The organism is Nocardia sp. NPDC051832 (genome assembly GCF_040681285.1).
Classification (GTDB): domain Bacteria; phylum Actinomycetota; class Actinomycetes; order Mycobacteriales; family Mycobacteriaceae; genus Nocardia.
This window is the reverse complement of sequence record NZ_JBFAYL010000002.1, coordinates 1,532,663-1,547,332: the sequence shown is the minus strand read 5'-3', so window position 1 is coordinate 1,547,332 and position 14,670 is coordinate 1,532,663. Positions and strand designations below refer to the sequence as shown.

Genomic DNA, 14,670 nt, shown 5'->3' with positions numbered 1-14,670 from the left:
TGTTTGCCGCTAGCCGAGGCCCGGGTCGGTGCGCTCTCCTTAAAGAGACGCTGAGGTCAGAACCGTTTGCCAAGGCAATGGTGTGGCCTCGACCACGATGAGTAGACAGGTTCGGGTTTTGGTTTCTTCGACAGTCCCGGCGGGCACGGCCCGTCCGGACACGTTGTGCGCCGCCTTCCAGGCGAACGTGGCGCGATACGGCGAGGCGGTCGCGCTGCGCACCATGGGTGGTGCGCAGTCGCTGACGTGGCGGGAGTACGGGGACCGGGTCCGCGCGATCGCGGCGGGACTGGCCGGGCTGGGTGTCGAGCCGGGTGACACGGTGGCGCTGATGATGACCAACCGGCCCGAGTTCCACCTCTGCGATACCGGCGTGCTGCACACCGGCGCGACACCGTTCTCGGTGTACAACACCAACCCGGTGGATCTGCTGGCCTACCAGTTCGGCAATGCCGGCAACAAGGTCGTGATCTGCGAAAAGCAGTTCGCGCCGCAGATTCTCGCGGCGGTCGCCAAGGCGGCCGAGCAGGGCGCGAAGGTCGAGCACGTGATCTGCGTCGACGAGGCCGTCGAGGGCACGCTGGCTCTGGCCGACGTGGAGGCGAACCCCAAGACGGGCTTCGACTTCGACGCCACCTGGCGGGCGGTGGATCCCGAGGGCCTGCTCACCATCGTCTACACCTCCGGCACCACCGGCCCGCCCAAGGGCGTGGAGCTCACCCACACCAACTTCATCGAGAACGCCCGCATCATCGAGCAATTCGGCGGCGGCGGCCTGGACGACCGGGTGATCTCCTACCTGCCCGACGCGCACGCCGCCAACCGCTGGTTCGCGCACTACCTGACCATGCTCGAAGGCGGCCAGATCACCACGGTGCCCGACTTCAAGCAGGTCGCGGCCGCGCTGACCGAGGTGCATCCGACGGTGTTCCTCGGCGTCCCCCGGGTGTGGGTGAAAGTCAAAGGCGCACTGGAGGAGCGCTTCGCCGGGGAGAAGCCGCTCAAGCGCCGCCTGATCCACTGGGCCGTCGGCGTGGGCCGGGCCCGCGCCCGCGCGGCCTCCGACGCGCGCCCGCTCGGCGCCGTCGAAAAGGCCCAGTACCGGCTCGCGGAAAAGCTTGTCCTGCTGCCCATCCGGGAGAAGCTGGGCCTGGACAAGGTACGCGTCGCGGTCACCGGTTCGGTGGCCATCCCGCCGGAGGTGCACGAATTCTTTCTCGGCCTCGGCCTGCCGTTGTGTGAGGGGTACGGCATGACCGAGTGCACCGCGGGAGCCACGCTCAACGGCCCCGACCGGGTGAAGATCGGCACCGTCGGCACCCCGCTGCCCGGCGCGGAGATCAAACTCGCCGACGACGGCGAGGTGCTGGTCCGCGGCAAGATGGTGATGCGCGGTTACCGCAACGACCCGGCCAAGACCGCCGAGACCGTCGACGCCGACGGCTGGCTGCACACCGGCGATATCGGCACCATCGATGCCGACGGCTACCTCTCGATCGTCGACCGCAAGAAGGAACTGATCATCAACGCGGCCGGCAAGAACATGTCGCCGTCCAATATCGAGAACACCATCGCCGCCGCGACGCCACTGGCGGGCACGGTGGTCTGCATCGGTGAGCAGCGCCCGTTCAACACGGCGCTGATCTGCCTGGATCCCGACCTGGCCGCCGCCTTCGCGCAGCGCAACGGGATCACCGCGACCTCGACCGCGGAGCTGGCCAAGGATCCGCAGGTGCTGGCCGCGATCGAGCAGGGCGTCACCGAGGCGAACAGCAAGCTCTCCCGGGTGGAGCAGGTCAAGAAGTACATCGTGCTTCCGGACGTGTGGGAGAACGGCGGGGACTGCCTGACCGCCACCGGAAAATTGAAGCGGAACCCGATTTCGGCCCGCTACACGGCTACGATCGAGGATCTTTACTCGAAGTAAGTTGGGGAGACAGCAATGACGCTATCGTGCACCCGGAGGCCCAGATGAGCTCTACTGGCGAGGCGCCACGCCTCGGAGCCGACCGGGTGCGCGTGGCCGCCCGTGCGCCGCAGGGCCTGCCCGGGCCATCGACGCCACCCGCCGCCAACCCCCGGCTGTTCGATGACCTGCATCGGCGGGCCGCGTCGATGGTCGACGGCTTCTATTCGGCGCTGCCGCCGTACGCCCAGATGCCGCAGTCGCTGGTGGAGACCGATTTCGCCCGCGGCACCAAACTCAACGTCGACCTGTTCTTCGACTATCTGCGCGGCGGCGCGGAACCGTCGGAGGAGGACACCCGCGAGCTGATCGAATTGGCGATGGGCCGGGTGCGCGACGGCACGCCGCTGACCGATGTGCTGGACCGCTACCGGCTCGGCGCGGCCTTCCTGTGGGAACGGTTGCGGGAGTCGGCCGCGCCGGGTGAACACGAAGCGCTGCTGGACATGTCGCTCACACTGCTCAAGTACGTCACGCTGGTGACCAACCGGATCGCCAACGCCGCCACCCAGCGTTCGCACGATCCGCGCTGGGAACTGCTGGAACGCCGGCGCGGTATCGCCGACGCGCTGCTCACCGGGCAGGACCCGGTCGAGTGGGCCAACGATCCGGTGATCCCGGTGGCGGACGCCTTCCTGGTCGCGGTGTTCCGGTTGTGCGGCAGCCTGCATTCGCCCACCCCGCCGGCGGGGCCGGCCGCCGTCCCCGTGGGTGGACCCGCCTCGGCGCTGCGCCATCGGGTCGAGGCGATCCCCGGGGTGTTCCTGCGCCTGGACGCCGGCGGCTGGACGGCCCTGATCCCGCTGCAACCCGGCGACAACGGTGCGAGCACCCTGGCCGGGCTCACCGCTCGCCTGCCCGCGCAGCAACCGGGGCAGGCGCCGCCCTACTGGGTCGGGGTCGGCGCGGCCCGCACGCGTGCGGAGATCCCGGCGATGTTCGCCGAGGCCCGCGTGCTCGCCGAGCTCGGCCGCTGCCTGACCCGGCGGGAAGTCTTGTGCCGCCGGACAAATCTCCAGTTCGAATACACGGTGGCGGTGAGTGACGCGGCCCGGCCCGGGCTGGCCGCGGTGCTGGCGCCATTGGACGCACAGCCGATGCTTGCCGAAACCCTCGAGGTGTTCGTCGACAGCGGGTTCAACCAGCTGGCCACCGCACGCCAGCTCAACGTGCACCGCAATACCGTCACCTACCGGCTCTCGCGCGTGCACGAACTCACCGGACTCGACCCGCATCGGCCCGCCGACGCGATGACGCTGTCGGCGGCCCGGTTGGCGCGCCGCCTCGAATCCGCGTCCTTCGCACCCTGACGTCTTTGGTCAAGAGCACAAATCGCCCGCCGCTCATCGTGTGAATTGCCGGTAGTACGGCACCCCGGCTGTGCGGTGTGCTGTACACCGACAATGTGGTCTCCCAGATGAGGTTCAGGTAGTTGAGAATGACGACCCGCACGGGCGCGCGCACGCAGTCGCGTAAGCGCCGCTTCGTGACGATCGCCGCCGCCGCGATCACCGCGCTCGGCTTGACCGCTCAGACCGTGCCCGCGCAGGCGGTCCCCGCCGCGGGCCCGGTGCCGAACGCCCCGGCCAACTTCGGGCTGCCCGCCGATTACCAGCCGACGCCGGAGCAGTACGGCATCGGCTACGAACTCGGCCACGTCGTCCCGCTGGCGGACGGCACCCAGTTGCAGACCGAGGTGCGGTACCCGACCGATCCGGCCACGGGTCAGCGCGCGGGCGGCGAGTTCCCGGTGGTCGTCAACTTCACCACCTACGGCGCGCTGTCCAGCTCGCTGGCCGCCGCGGTCACCAGCGTCGTCGACACCCTGCACATTCCGCTGCCCGATCACCTGAAGGACGCGCGCCGGATCATCAACCAGGCCACCAGCGCCCAGGACATGCTGGTGCGCCGCGGCTACATCGAGGTCATCGCCGACGTGCGCGGCACCGGCGGCTCGACCGGCGCCTGGAACCCGGCCTCCAAACAGGACGGCATCGACGGCGCGCAGCTGGTGGAGTGGGCGGCGAAACTGCCCGGCTCCAACGGCAAGGTCGGCATGTACGGGTACTCGTTCCCGGCGCTGTCGGCGCTGCGGACGGCCGAATCCATCGGTCCCGGTTCGCCGTTGAAGGCCATCGTGCCGATGGCCATGCCCAACAACATCTTCAACGAGGTGCTCGGGCACGACGGCCTGATGAGCCCGCTGCTGCTCACCGTCATCTCGGTGATGGTGCCGTACCTGAGCCTGATCGGGCCGTTCATGACGGCGGTGGTGTCGCCGCAGACCTTCTTGCAGGCCCTCGGCGATCATCTGGCGGCGCTGGTGTCCTCGGACAGCACCATCAAACTGCTGCTGGAGGCCTACGCCGGCGGGCCGCTGGCCTACGACGGAAACTTCTGGCAGGAACGGCGTTTCGAGACCGAGCTGCACAAGCTGGTCGAGAACGATATCGCGATGTACCAGGTCGGCGGGCTGTGGGACCTGTACCAGGAGGGCCCGTTCCGCAACTACTCGCAGTTGCAGAACCTGGCCGCCGGGCGCGACCAGTTCGCGCCGATGGCGCCGGGGCAGCCGACCGATGGACGGTTCCAGCTGATGATGGGCCCGTGGTATCACGTCGGGCTCGGGTTCGGCCCGGGGTCGCGCATCGACACCAACATGATCACCGTGGCCTGGTTCGACCGGTTCCTCAAGGACATTCGCAACGGCGTCGACGAGCTGGACAACACGCTGCACGTGATCGATCCGAACAATGTGGCCGTCTCCACGGCGCGCTATCCGTTCGAGCAGGCCACGATCCAGCAGCGGTACTTCGACGGTGATCGCTTGGTCGCGCAGCCGCCGGCGGTGGCCGACGCCTCGGATCGCCTGGATTACACCGGGATCGACAACATCTGCAACCGGCAGTCGCTGGGCCAGTACGCCGCGGGGCTGTTCGACTTCGTGTTCCGGCTGTTCACCGCCTACAACCCGTGCACCGAGTGGGTACAGGGACCGGTGGCGGGCCGCAAGTACACGATGGATCCGGTGACCGAGCCGACCATGCTGGCCGGGCCCGGCAGCGTCACGCTGTACGCGTCCTCGACCAGTACCGATGCCGCGTTCCAGGTGTGGCTCGACGATGTCGCGCCGGATGGGACGGCCGTGAACATCACGGGCGGTTCGCAATTGGCGAGTCAGCGCACGCTGGCGGAGGCCAAGACCTGGCGGGCGCCGGACGGCACCGTCTACGGACCGGAGCACGTCGTGCGCAAGGACGCCGAGCAGCTGCTGGTGCCCGGCGAGGTGGTCAAGATGGAGATCAAGATCCGGCCCACCTTCTACCGGCTGGAGCCGGGGCACGCACTGCGACTGCGGATCACCAGCGGCACCTTCCCGTCCACGATCCCGATTCCGAGCGATCTGCCGCGCCTGCTCGGTTCCGCGCAGCAGATCCATCGTGATGCGGCCCGGCCGTCCAGTCTGGTCTTGCCGCTCGCGCCCGCGTCGGCCTTCTGAGCAACTCGCAACGGTCCCCGGCGGATTTCCGCCAGGGACCGTTGCGTAGCTAGCGAATTCCCCCTCAGCTCACCGAAACCCGCACCGCACACCGACCGCCCCGATAGTCTCAGCCATGGATCCGATCCTGGATTCGTGTCACCTGCCGGGAGCGTCCGATGGAGAAGGCTCTGGTCACCAACGGGGTGCCCGCACGGGCTGCCACGGCTTTCCTGCGCCCCGGCATTCTCGCCTTCGGCGGTGCCATCGCCCCGACCGACCTGCACGCCCATCACGCCGTCCAGGTTCTCACCGCGTCCACTCCGATCACCGTGATGGACGCGAGCGGCACCCGCCACCGCGGCACCCAGGTCATCGTCCCCGCCGACGCCCCACATCGCATCGACGCGGGCGCCGACCACGGCGCCGCCCTCTACCTCGATCCGGAAACCGTCGCCGGCGCGGCCGCCGACCGCCGCGCCCACGAGAACGGCTGGTCCCCCACCGCGCACCCGCTGCCGGTCGACCTCGCCCGCGCCGCTCTCGCCGACCAGGTGGCCAGCATCATCCGCGACCTGCGCTGTGAGGCAACGGCTCCCGACGGCGCGCGGCACGTCGCCGTCACCGAAGCCTTACGCGTTCTGCCCACCTTGGTCCCGGACCGCTCCATCCGCGGCGCCGACGTCGCCCGCCGCGTCGGCCTTTCCCCCGCCCGCCTCTCCCACCTCTTCGCGGCCCAGGTCGGAATCCCCTTGCGCCCCTACATCCTCTGGCTCCGCCTCCGCGTCGCGATCATCCGCGTGCACTCCGGCGATGACCTCGCCGCCGCCGCGACCGCCGCCGGCTTCGACGACACCGCCCACCTCACCCGCACCTGTCGCCGCACCTTCGGCTTCTTCCCCACCGCCCTGAACCGCGCCGCCCAATGGGACCTGGGCGAGGGCGCCTGGCAACAGGTCGCCGAACCCGCCAGGGGCAGATAGCCGTTCGCCGCCGGACCCGGCGCAAGTTCCGCCGCGCGAGAGGCCGTCGGCGGGCCGACACTACGAGCCGTCGACGGGATAGGGCGGAGTGCCGGTACCGACGATGCGGAGATTGCCCCAGGGGTCGCGTTCTTGCAGTCGTCCCGGGGTTGGTTGGCCGTCGGGGAGGGTCAGGAGGACTTCGGCGCGGCCGGGGTCGGGGAGGTCGTCCGTGGCGGAGATGCGGCCGTACCAGTGGAAGCGGCCGTCGATGGGGTCGGCGTGGCCGCAAAGGGTGACCTGGACCGGGAGCAGAGCGCCTGGGGCGTCGAGGGTGGCTGGGCCCGAATAGTCGTGTGCGGGTTCGCGATCGGCGGGCACGGTCAGGTCGAAGTGGTGTGGGTCCGGGCGGCGCAGGGCGCGGCGACGCCAGGCGGCGGAACCGGGAAGAGTGGCGCGGCGGAGGTACTCGTGCTGGGTGGCGGCGCGGACTTCGATCCGGGTGCTGGAGGTGCGGTGCAGCATTTCGAGGCAGCGGCGGATGTAGCGGGTTCGGCGCTTGTCCTCGGTGCCCGGATGCAGGAAGAGGTTGGGGAATCCGTGGGCGGCGACGGCCAGGAAGGTGGTGGTGGCCCATTCCTCGGGCAGGGTGCGGCCATTCGCGAGAACCGTAGGCCGCGAAATGGATTCGAGCACGACCGCCCTGGGGCGGTGGCACCGCCCGTCCGCGGCTTGCACCTCCCAGCGGTCCTCGGCAGCGTCGAACTCGAGGCGGGTGGCGGCTCGGAGCAACCGGACATCGCCCAGGTCTGCGGCACACAGTTCGGCCGCGACACCGAGCGAATCGATGACGACGACGTCGGGCTCGCTCATCAGAGCAGACCTCGCCGCCGCCAGATCCATTTGCCCACCGGGCCGATCAGCCCCTGTTTGTCCAGGAACGCACCGAGATTCGCCGCGCCGGTCGCCAATGCCTGACGGGCGTAGGGGTTCTCGGCGGCGATGCGCCGGGCCGCGCGACCGTCGAGGCCCGCGCGGTCGTACATGTGCCGATTGGTCAGCAGGTAGACGAACAGCGGGGCGGCGACGGCGACACACAGTCGGGTGTAGGCGATTTCGGCGGCCGACATGGTCGGCGCCCGGCGCGCCAGCGCGTCGCGGGCGAAGCCGATGTGCCGGGCCTCCTCGGTGACGTGGATGCGCATGGCGCGCGACACCAGCGGTTGCAGCTGCGGATCGTCGAGGGTGCGGCGTTGCAGCGCGTCGAAGATCTCCTCGCCGACCAGGGCGCCGACCCAGGTCATCGAGCCGCGCAGGAAGATCTGCAAGGAGCTGATGGCAAGGCGGCCAGGCAGATTCGGCCAGTAGGGGCGGGCTTCGATGCGGTCGATGAGTTTGCCGAACATCATCATGTGGCGGCATTCGTCGCCCATTTCCACCAGCGTGTAGTGCGAGTGCCGGCTGGTGGGATCGTCGGTCATGAGTTCGCGCAACAGCAGCCGGTTGAGCAGGTTCTCGAACCAGATGCCCACCGAGAGCACGTTCGCGAGCTCTTGGCGGGACAGTTCGCGCCGCTGCTCCGGCGTCATGGACTCCCACAGGGCCGTGCCGTACAGCGACACCAATTCCGGTGGGAGGAAGAACTTTCCGGGATCCAGTGGCGCGTCCCAGTCCATGTCCACGACGGGGTCGTAGGACTTCTTCACCGAACCGGTGAGGAGGCGCTGCGCGAAGGACTCGGCGGGGATGACTACGGCGTCGTCGCCCATATCGGCTCCAACCCTCAGGTATGCGAGACAAGCTGTAACACTCAGATTAGTGATACACCCTGTCTCAGTCAATGCCCGAACGGGTACCGTAATGCTGTGACCACCAACGGAAAACGCGAGGCCGTGGACGGCCGCGCGACCCGCTGGGACGGGCACAAGGCGCGCCGCCGCGCCGAAGTCATCGACGCGGCGATCGCGGTCATCGAGGAACACGGCGTCGAGGTGTCGGTGCGTCAGGTCGCCGATCGCCTGCAACTGCCGCGCCCGGTGGTCTACCGCCATTTCGACGGCCGTGCCGATCTCGACAAGCAGATCCGCGAGCGCATCCTCAGATCCCTGCTGACCCAACTGATGCCGACGCTGGACCCGAACGGCACCGTGCGCGACGCGGTGGCCAAAGCCGTCGGCGCCTATGTCGGCTGGGTCGCCGGCCACCCGAATCTGCACCGCTTCCTGAGCGATTCGACGCCCCGCTCGGACGCGGCGCTGACCAGCGCCCGCGACCGCATCGGCGGTCGCCTCGCCGACCTGTTCAGCGCCGGGCTCACCCGCTTCGGCATCGACGCCGCCGCCGCGCGTCCGATGGCGTTCGGCATCGTCGCGCTGGCCGACGGCGTGGTGACGAGCTGGCGCGCCGACCCGGCATCCCCGCTGACCTCCGGCCAGGTCGAGGCGATTCTCACCGAATCGGTGCTGGCGCTGTTCGAGGGCCATGCCCGCAGCCTCGGCGTCCCGCTGGCCCGCGACACCATCGTCAGCGATCTGCTGACCCGGACCGCGCCCACACCGCTGGCCACCCGGTAGGCTCGGGCGCATGGTGACGCGGTTGCAGCTGAGGGTGCTGGCGGTCCTCGCCTGCCTGCTGCCCGCGCTGGCGCTGTTCGCGGCGCCCGCCAACGAGTCCGCCGCGCTGGCGATCCTCGGTGTGGTCGCCGCCTCAGCGCTGCTCGCGCTGGTCTCGCTGCGGTCCGCCCGCCTGCTGCCGATGCGCCTGGCCCGCTCCGGGCCGCCGTCCTCCGCGCAGCGCCGTCGCCGCGGTTCCTATCTGCGGCAGAGCAATCCGGACACCGCTGGTCGTCCGCGTCCTCGAGCACCCGGTCTGGTCACCGCCTGACGGCTCCCCCACGGGGTCGTCGGCTTCGCTGACCATTCCCGTTTCCGTGCGGTGCGCGCACGCCTCGAGTCAGGTGCTCGTTCATGTTCGACTTCGTCTATTACCCCGTATCCGCCGTGCTCTGGTTGTGGCACACCGTTTTCGCCGCCGTGCTCGGCCCGACCAGTGGGCTGGCCTGGGTGCTCGCGGTCGTGTTCCTGGTCGCCTCGCTCCGGGCGCTGCTGTTCTTACCGTTCCTCAAACAGGCCCGCGCCCAGGCCGTGATGAAGCGGCTGCAACCGCGCATGCAGGCCATCCAGCAGAAGTATCCCGACGACAAGCAGCAGCAATACTTGGAAATGCAGAAGCTGCGCAAAGAGCACGGCGTCAGCCTGCTGGCGGGCTGCCTGCCCGCGCTGGGTCAGGGTCTGGTGTTCTTCGGCCTGTTCCACGTCCTGCGGTCCTTCGACCGCACCGGGACCGCCGGCCACCTGCCGTTCGGCTCGACCCCCGCGCCGATGTCGGCGGAGCAGAACGCGAACACCGCCAACTACTTCTTCGATACCGCGGAGGTCCAGTCGTTCTTGCAGGCCAAGCTCTTCGGCGCGCCGTTGTCCGGCACGCTGGCCGGGCACCCGGCCGTCCCGATGATCGCCGTCGCGGTCACGCTGATGCTGATCGCCGCGGTCGCGACACATTTCACGGCCCGGTCCTCGATCGCCCGGCAGGATCCGGCCGCGCAGCAGATTCCGCTGATGAACACGCTGATGCTGTGGGTGTTCCCGGCGGGCGTCCTGTTCGGCGGCGCGTTCCTGCCGGTCGCGATTCTGCTGTACTGGGTGTCGAACAACGCTTGGACGCTGGCTCAGCAGCATCTCGTCTATCGGCGCCTGGACGCCGAAGCCGCTACCGCGGCAAAGGAAGTGGTGGTCCGCAAGGCAACCGCGCCGAAACCGGGGGTGAAACCGCAGCGCCGCCGCTAGAACGCCGGTCGCGCGCGCAGGCTGTACTCGACGCCGAGCGCGAGCAGCACCTGCCGTACCCCGATCGGCGCCCAGCTCGCGGCGGCGTCGTGCACCACCTCCGGCTCGATCAACTCCAGGGTGCTGCCCTTCCAGTCCAGCTGGAACGCCTGGGCGGCGGTGAGATTCTTGACCCAATCGACCTTCGGACCGTAGGTGAGCGCCACCCGGTACTCGCCATCGACTTCGAACACCCACACCGGCGTCCGGTACTCGCGCCCGGATTTTCGGCCCTTGTGCACGATCGTCCCGAAGGGCGGAACCCGGCCGGCGAGCACGCTCGCCGCCGGATTCGTGACGTGGCGGTTGAATCTCGCGAGTGCGCGGGGAAGCACCATGGGCCGGTCCTCTCATCGGGGAACGCGCTGACCTCACGGTACTCTCGGCCGGTGTCAGCGCAGCCGAACTCCCAGCCGCAACCCAGCGAAATGATCGCCGTCTATGACCGGCTGGGCCGGGTGATCGGCGCCGAGGACCGGGCCCGGGTCTATCGCGAGGGGCTCTGGCATGCCAGCGCGGGTGTGCTGGTGCGTTCGCCCGACGGCGCCCGGGTCTACGTGCACCGGCGCACCGAGACGAAGATGGTGTTCGCGGGCATGCACGATTGCCTGGCGGGCGGGGTGGTCGGACCGGGTGAGGAGCCCGAGCAGACAGCGGTGCGGGAATTGGCCGAGGAACTCGGGATCGTGCTCCCGGCAGGCACGAGCCCGTTGCCGATGGCCGCCGCGGCCTGGGACGGCGAGTGGAACGGAAAACCCATGCGCTGCCACCTGTTCGCGTATGAATTGCGCTACGACGGGCCGATCCGGCATCAGCCGGAGGAGATCGCCGAGGGCTGGTGGTGGACCGACGCCGAGCTGCGCGCGCATCTGGCGGATCCGGCCTGGCCGTTCGTCCCCGACACCCGGGTAATCGTCGAGGACCTGATCGCATGAAAAACGGCCCACCGGAATCCCGGTGGGCCGTGGTGGTCGAGCAGCGGTGTCAGCCGGCGCTGAGGGAGCTCAGGTTGAGCACGTTCTGAACCAGGTCGGCGAACACAGCGAGCATCTCCATAGGGTGAATCCTTTTTCGACGAGTGGGTAAGGAGCCCACAGCATCGCGGTCGCCCGCGTCTGCGTGGTGAACTCCGGGTGTCATCCTCGCAATGAAACCCTCACCACACCCTTGCCCGGAAGGTCAGCTGGTGGAGGCGACCGACCCCGCCCACGCCGCGAACGCGCCCGGATTACGCGTCTGCAACAGCACCCGGCCGGGACCGACGAAGTCGAAGACGAAGCCTTCCCCGGACTTCAGCGACTGGATCGACCGACCGGACACCGCGCGCCGGATGGTGAAGTTCATCGCCAGGTCGTAGGCCACCACGTGCCCGGTGTCGATGGTGATCGGCTCGCCCGGCTGCAGATCGATGACATCGATCGCGCCGAACACACCGACCACCACCTCGCCGTCACCGTGCGCGCGCAGGCCGAACCCGCCCTCGCCGCCGAACAGGTTCGCGAAACCGCCCCATTTGCTTTCCACCTGCACGCCATGGGAATTGGCGATCCAGCCGCCGCGGCTGATGAAGTACGGCCGGTCCTGGGTAATCTGCAAGTTCAGCATGTCGCCGGGGAGCGCGGGCGCCACGTCCACCCATCCGCCCTGCGGCGGCGCGGTGAAGGTGGACACGAAGAACGATTCACCGGACAGCACCGAGCGCTTGAGCCCGGCCAAAATTCCGCCCTCGGCTTTGGCCTGCAGCGTGACGCCGGCCGAATGGGCCACCATGGCACCGCTTTCCACGCGCATCGGCTCGCCGCCCTCGAGGAAGCACCGCGCGATGGTGGAGGCGGGATTGTGGCGCAGTTGTACCTTCATATTTGCCGACCCTACAGCGATTCAGTCCAGCGTATGGAGTGCTTCGTCGGTCCGCGCCAGCACCGCGCCGCCATCGGCGGTGAGCACGATGGGACGCTGGATCAGTTTCGGATTCGCGGCGAGCGCGTCGATCCAGCGATCGCGGTCCGCGGCGGTGCGGCCCCAGCTCGCCAGGCCCAGATCCTTGGCGATCTGCTCGCCGGTGCGGGTGATGTCCCAGGGCTCGGCGCCGAGCCGTTTCAGCACGTCACGCAGTTCGGCCGCGGTCGGCGGGTCGTCGAGGTAGCGGCGCTCGGTGTAGTCGACTCCGGCCGCGTCCAGATGCGCCAGCGCGGTGCGGCTCTTGGTGCAGCGCGGGTTGTGCCAGATCTCGGTGCTCATAGCTGCCAGATTAGAGGTGCATCAGCGCAGGCCAGACTTCCGACCAAGGGTGTCGGCGGCCGGCGCACAGCCAGAGGGTGACGTTCTGGGTGTTGCCCGGGTAGCCGAGGCGGGTGTCGACCTTGCCGACGGGTTCGACGTCGTCGAACTGCCAGCGTAGGAAGCCTTCGTCGAGGCCGACGGCGATGATCTCGGCGGCGTCGTCCGGCGGGACGCCGAAGTAGCCGAAACCGCGGCTGGCGCTGTAGATGGGCGGCAGCGCGTGGCGGGCGAGTTGATCCAGTGCGCTTGCCTGCCAATAGGTGTCGGTGAGTATGACGGTCCCGGCGCGTTGCCGCGGGGACAGTTCGTCGTAGACCCGGGTGACCTCCGCGGTCAGCTCGGGCCAGCCGAACTCGCCGTAGACACCGATATCGATGGTGGCCTCGGCGTCGTCGCGCGGCGGTCGCACCTGTTCGGCCGAGCGCCATGGAGTGCTCGACAGGACCATGACGGTGGCCACGACCGCCAGGACGACGGTGCCGAAGCCGACCGCCTTACGGTCCGGAAGCCGCAGTCGCCCAAGTAGTTCCACGACACCGACCGCGCCCGCCGCCAGCGCCACCCCGTACATTCCGGCCATGTAGTAGATCCGGCCGCCGATCAGCAGGAAGATCGCGACGAGCAAGACCAGGGTCGCGCCGAGGAATCGGTAGGGCCGCAGGCTGTGCTGCCGCAGCAACGCCCACGTGCCGTAGACCAGCAGGACCGCGCCGAGATATCCGGCGGTGAGCAGCGCCAGCGGCACGAACATCAGGCGGCCGCCGAGCACCTCCTGCTCGCCGCTGATCACCGCGCCCATATGCAGTTGCGGCCAGCCGTGCCCGGATTGCCAGAGCAAGGTCGGGGCGGTCGCCAGCACGACGATCAGCCCGCCGAGCAACAGCAGCGGCCGGCGCACCAGCTCGCGCGGCCCGAAGATCAAGGCGGTCACCGCGACGCAGATCCAGAAGAACGGGATCAGCCATTTCACTTGCATGTCGACCGCGGTGACGAGCGCCGCGCACAGCAGCAGGCTGTCGCGGCGGGTGCGCACCCAGCGCACCACGCACCAGGTGATGATCACCCACAGCACGGTGTCGACGGCGTTGGTGGTGAGGATCTTGCCCTGCAACAGCAGGAACGGCGAGGTCGCGTAACCCAGCGCGGCGAGCAGCTGCGCCCAGCGTCCGCCGCCGAACTCGCGCGCGATCAGCGCGGTGAGCACGATCGCCAGAACGGTCAAAGCCACCGCGGGCAAACGCAATACGAAGTACGAGCCGGGAGCGATCGTGTCCATCGCGCGGGCCAGCAGCGGCAGTACCGGTCCCTGATCCGCGTAGCCGAACGAGGGGCGGCGGCCCGCGGCCAGGAAGTACAGCTCGTCGCCGAAGTACCCGTAGCGGCTGATCGAGAACAGCAGCACGGCGGCGGAAACGGCCGCGACCACGCCGATCTCCCGCCAGGCGATCGCCGGCCCGGCCGCTTCCGGGCCGGGCTTGTGACGTGCTTCGATGTCGGCCACGCAGCCGAATGTAGCGGGAAACAGCCGTCTGGCCGCCGACCCAAGCGGGCGAGTCCGGGCGGCGCTCGGCGGCCCGGACGATACTGGTGTCATGAGCGAGCACAAACCAGCCGAAAACCCTTTCGGCACACCGACAACCAGCGGACCCGAGCCGCTGATGAAGCGGCAGCGCATGGTCAACTCGATCGTCCGCATCCTGCTGCGCGTCCCCGGGGTGTCCCGGCTGATCGGCAAACGCCTGCTGGTCCTGCACGTGGTGGGGCGCAAATCCGGCAAGGTGTTCGACGTTCCGGTCGCCTACACCCGCCACGACGACGCCCTCCTGATCGGCACCGCGTTGCGGCCCTGGGTGCGCAACCTCCGCCCCGGCACGCCGGTGACCGCCTCCCTGGGCGGCAAGCCGCGCGCGTTCGATCCGCGCGTGCACACCGGCGAGCTGGATGTCATGCGGCTCTACGAGGTCATCGCCAGGGACAACCCCACCAACGCCAAGTTCAACGGCATCGGGTTCGCCGCGGACGGTCTCCCGGTCAAGGCCGACATCTACCAGACCTGGAAGCTGGGCGGTGTCGTCATCGAGCTGACGCCGAACTGAA

15 protein-coding genes are annotated in these 14,670 nt (G+C 69.0%); 9 read left to right on the top strand and 6 right to left on the bottom strand.

Translation table 11 applies throughout. From position 1 onward, the window contains the following. The first annotated feature begins 118 nt into the window (after window positions 1–118). The 4 genes from AB0M14_RS17075 (at window position 119) to AB0M14_RS17060 (ending at window position 6,427) form a co-directional block, all read left to right on the top strand. Complete coding sequence (locus AB0M14_RS17075) at window positions 119–1,927, top strand: AMP-dependent synthetase/ligase (RefSeq protein WP_364995301.1); 1,809 nt, start codon at window positions 119–121, stop codon at window positions 1,925–1,927. Between the two features lie 44 nt (window positions 1,928–1,971). After that, the gene (locus AB0M14_RS17070) at window positions 1,972–3,276 is read left to right on the top strand and encodes a helix-turn-helix domain-containing protein (protein WP_364995297.1); all 1,305 of its coding nucleotides are present in this window, start codon (window positions 1,972–1,974) and stop codon (window positions 3,274–3,276) included. Between the two features lie 128 nt (window positions 3,277–3,404). Then, window positions 3,405–5,465: a CocE/NonD family hydrolase gene (locus AB0M14_RS17065; RefSeq protein WP_364995295.1), complete on the top strand. Its 2,061-nt coding sequence runs from the start codon at window positions 3,405–3,407 to the stop codon at window positions 5,463–5,465. A 158-nt stretch (window positions 5,466–5,623) separates the two neighbouring features. After that, a complete protein-coding gene (locus tag AB0M14_RS17060; protein ID WP_364995291.1) occupies window positions 5,624–6,427 on the top strand; it encodes an AraC family transcriptional regulator in 804 nt (267 codons plus the stop codon). A gap of 60 nt (window positions 6,428–6,487) precedes the next feature. Here AB0M14_RS17060 and AB0M14_RS17055 read toward each other — a convergent pair whose 3' ends face one another. Next, window positions 6,488–7,279 carry a DUF4873 domain-containing protein gene (locus AB0M14_RS17055; RefSeq protein ID WP_364995288.1) on the bottom strand — a complete coding sequence of 264 codons (792 nt, stop codon included), beginning with the start codon at window positions 7,277–7,279 and terminating at the stop codon, window positions 6,488–6,490. After that, window positions 7,279–8,175: a diiron oxygenase gene (locus AB0M14_RS17050; RefSeq protein ID WP_364995285.1), complete on the bottom strand. Its 897-nt coding sequence runs from the start codon at window positions 8,173–8,175 to the stop codon at window positions 7,279–7,281. Before AB0M14_RS17050 ends, AB0M14_RS17055 begins: the two co-directional genes overlap by 1 nt. Before the next feature lie 96 nt (window positions 8,176–8,271). Between AB0M14_RS17050 and AB0M14_RS17045 the strand changes: the two genes are divergently transcribed. The 3 genes from AB0M14_RS17045 to yidC all read left to right on the top strand — a co-directional run bounded on the left by AB0M14_RS17045 (window position 8,272) and on the right by yidC (window position 10,251). Next, window positions 8,272–8,979: a TetR/AcrR family transcriptional regulator gene (locus AB0M14_RS17045; RefSeq protein WP_364995282.1), complete on the top strand. Its 708-nt coding sequence runs from the start codon at window positions 8,272–8,274 to the stop codon at window positions 8,977–8,979. A gap of 10 nt (window positions 8,980–8,989) precedes the next feature. Continuing rightward, window positions 8,990–9,289 carry a DUF6412 domain-containing protein gene (locus tag AB0M14_RS17040; protein ID WP_364995279.1) on the top strand — a complete coding sequence of 100 codons (300 nt, stop codon included), beginning with the start codon at window positions 8,990–8,992 and terminating at the stop codon, window positions 9,287–9,289. 83 nt (window positions 9,290–9,372) lie between these two features. Next, on the top strand, window positions 9,373–10,251 hold the full coding sequence (gene yidC, locus AB0M14_RS17035) for a membrane protein insertase YidC (protein ID WP_364995276.1): 879 nt from the start codon (window positions 9,373–9,375) through the stop codon (window positions 10,249–10,251). On the opposite strand, the gene AB0M14_RS17030 is transcribed toward yidC, so the two are convergent. Beyond that, window positions 10,248–10,628, bottom strand: a complete 381-nt coding sequence (locus tag AB0M14_RS17030; protein WP_364995273.1) for a nitroreductase family deazaflavin-dependent oxidoreductase — start codon at window positions 10,626–10,628, stop codon at window positions 10,248–10,250. The two genes, yidC and AB0M14_RS17030, sit on opposite strands and share 4 nt — an antisense overlap. A 90-nt stretch (window positions 10,629–10,718) precedes the next feature. Between AB0M14_RS17030 and AB0M14_RS17025 the strand changes: the two genes are divergently transcribed. After that, window positions 10,719–11,225: an NUDIX domain-containing protein gene (locus AB0M14_RS17025; RefSeq protein WP_364995854.1), complete on the top strand. Its 507-nt coding sequence runs from the start codon at window positions 10,719–10,721 to the stop codon at window positions 11,223–11,225. A gap of 244 nt (window positions 11,226–11,469) precedes the next feature. Here AB0M14_RS17025 and AB0M14_RS17020 read toward each other — a convergent pair whose 3' ends face one another. The 3 genes from AB0M14_RS17020 to AB0M14_RS17010 are packed head-to-tail and all read right to left on the bottom strand — an operon-like array spanning window position 11,470 to window position 14,074. Next, window positions 11,470–12,150 (bottom strand): TIGR00266 family protein, encoded by a 681-nt coding sequence (locus AB0M14_RS17020; RefSeq protein ID WP_194813761.1) that lies wholly within the window; start codon window positions 12,148–12,150, stop codon window positions 11,470–11,472. Between the two features lie 21 nt (window positions 12,151–12,171). Further along, window positions 12,172–12,531, bottom strand: coding sequence for an arsenate reductase family protein (locus AB0M14_RS17015; RefSeq protein ID WP_364995269.1), 360 nt, complete (start codon window positions 12,529–12,531; stop codon window positions 12,172–12,174). Window positions 12,532–12,541: 10 nt separating this feature from the next. After that, a complete protein-coding gene (locus AB0M14_RS17010) occupies window positions 12,542–14,074 on the bottom strand; it encodes a glycosyltransferase family 39 protein (protein ID WP_364995266.1) in 1,533 nt (510 codons plus the stop codon). A 91-nt stretch (window positions 14,075–14,165) separates the two neighbouring features. On the opposite strand from AB0M14_RS17010, the gene AB0M14_RS17005 reads away from it, so the two are divergent. Beyond that, a complete protein-coding gene (locus tag AB0M14_RS17005) occupies window positions 14,166–14,669 on the top strand; it encodes a nitroreductase/quinone reductase family protein (RefSeq protein WP_364995262.1) in 504 nt (167 codons plus the stop codon). The last annotated feature ends 1 nt before the right edge of the window (window position 14,670 follow it).

Coding starts and splice junctions, on each gene's coding strand:
- AB0M14_RS17070 (WP_364995297.1), top strand. CDS start 1,972: ATGAGCTCTACTGGCGAGGCGCCACGCCTCGGAGCCGACCGGGTGCGC.
- AB0M14_RS17015 (WP_364995269.1), bottom strand. CDS start 12,531: ATGAGCACCGAGATCTGGCACAACCCGCGCTGCACCAAGAGCCGCACC.
- AB0M14_RS17020 (WP_194813761.1), bottom strand. CDS start 12,150: ATGAAGGTACAACTGCGCCACAATCCCGCCTCCACCATCGCGCGGTGC.
- AB0M14_RS17025 (WP_364995854.1), top strand. CDS start 10,719: ATGATCGCCGTCTATGACCGGCTGGGCCGGGTGATCGGCGCCGAGGAC.
- AB0M14_RS17060 (WP_364995291.1), top strand. CDS start 5,624: ATGGAGAAGGCTCTGGTCACCAACGGGGTGCCCGCACGGGCTGCCACG.
- AB0M14_RS17055 (WP_364995288.1), bottom strand. CDS start 7,279: ATGAGCGAGCCCGACGTCGTCGTCATCGATTCGCTCGGTGTCGCGGCC.
- AB0M14_RS17040 (WP_364995279.1), top strand. CDS start 8,990: ATGGTGACGCGGTTGCAGCTGAGGGTGCTGGCGGTCCTCGCCTGCCTG.
- AB0M14_RS17030 (WP_364995273.1), bottom strand. CDS start 10,628: ATGGTGCTTCCCCGCGCACTCGCGAGATTCAACCGCCACGTCACGAAT.
- AB0M14_RS17050 (WP_364995285.1), bottom strand. CDS start 8,175: ATGGGCGACGACGCCGTAGTCATCCCCGCCGAGTCCTTCGCGCAGCGC.
- yidC (WP_364995276.1), top strand. CDS start 9,373: ATGTTCGACTTCGTCTATTACCCCGTATCCGCCGTGCTCTGGTTGTGG.
- AB0M14_RS17005 (WP_364995262.1), top strand. CDS start 14,166: ATGAGCGAGCACAAACCAGCCGAAAACCCTTTCGGCACACCGACAACC.
- AB0M14_RS17065 (WP_364995295.1), top strand. CDS start 3,405: ATGACGACCCGCACGGGCGCGCGCACGCAGTCGCGTAAGCGCCGCTTC.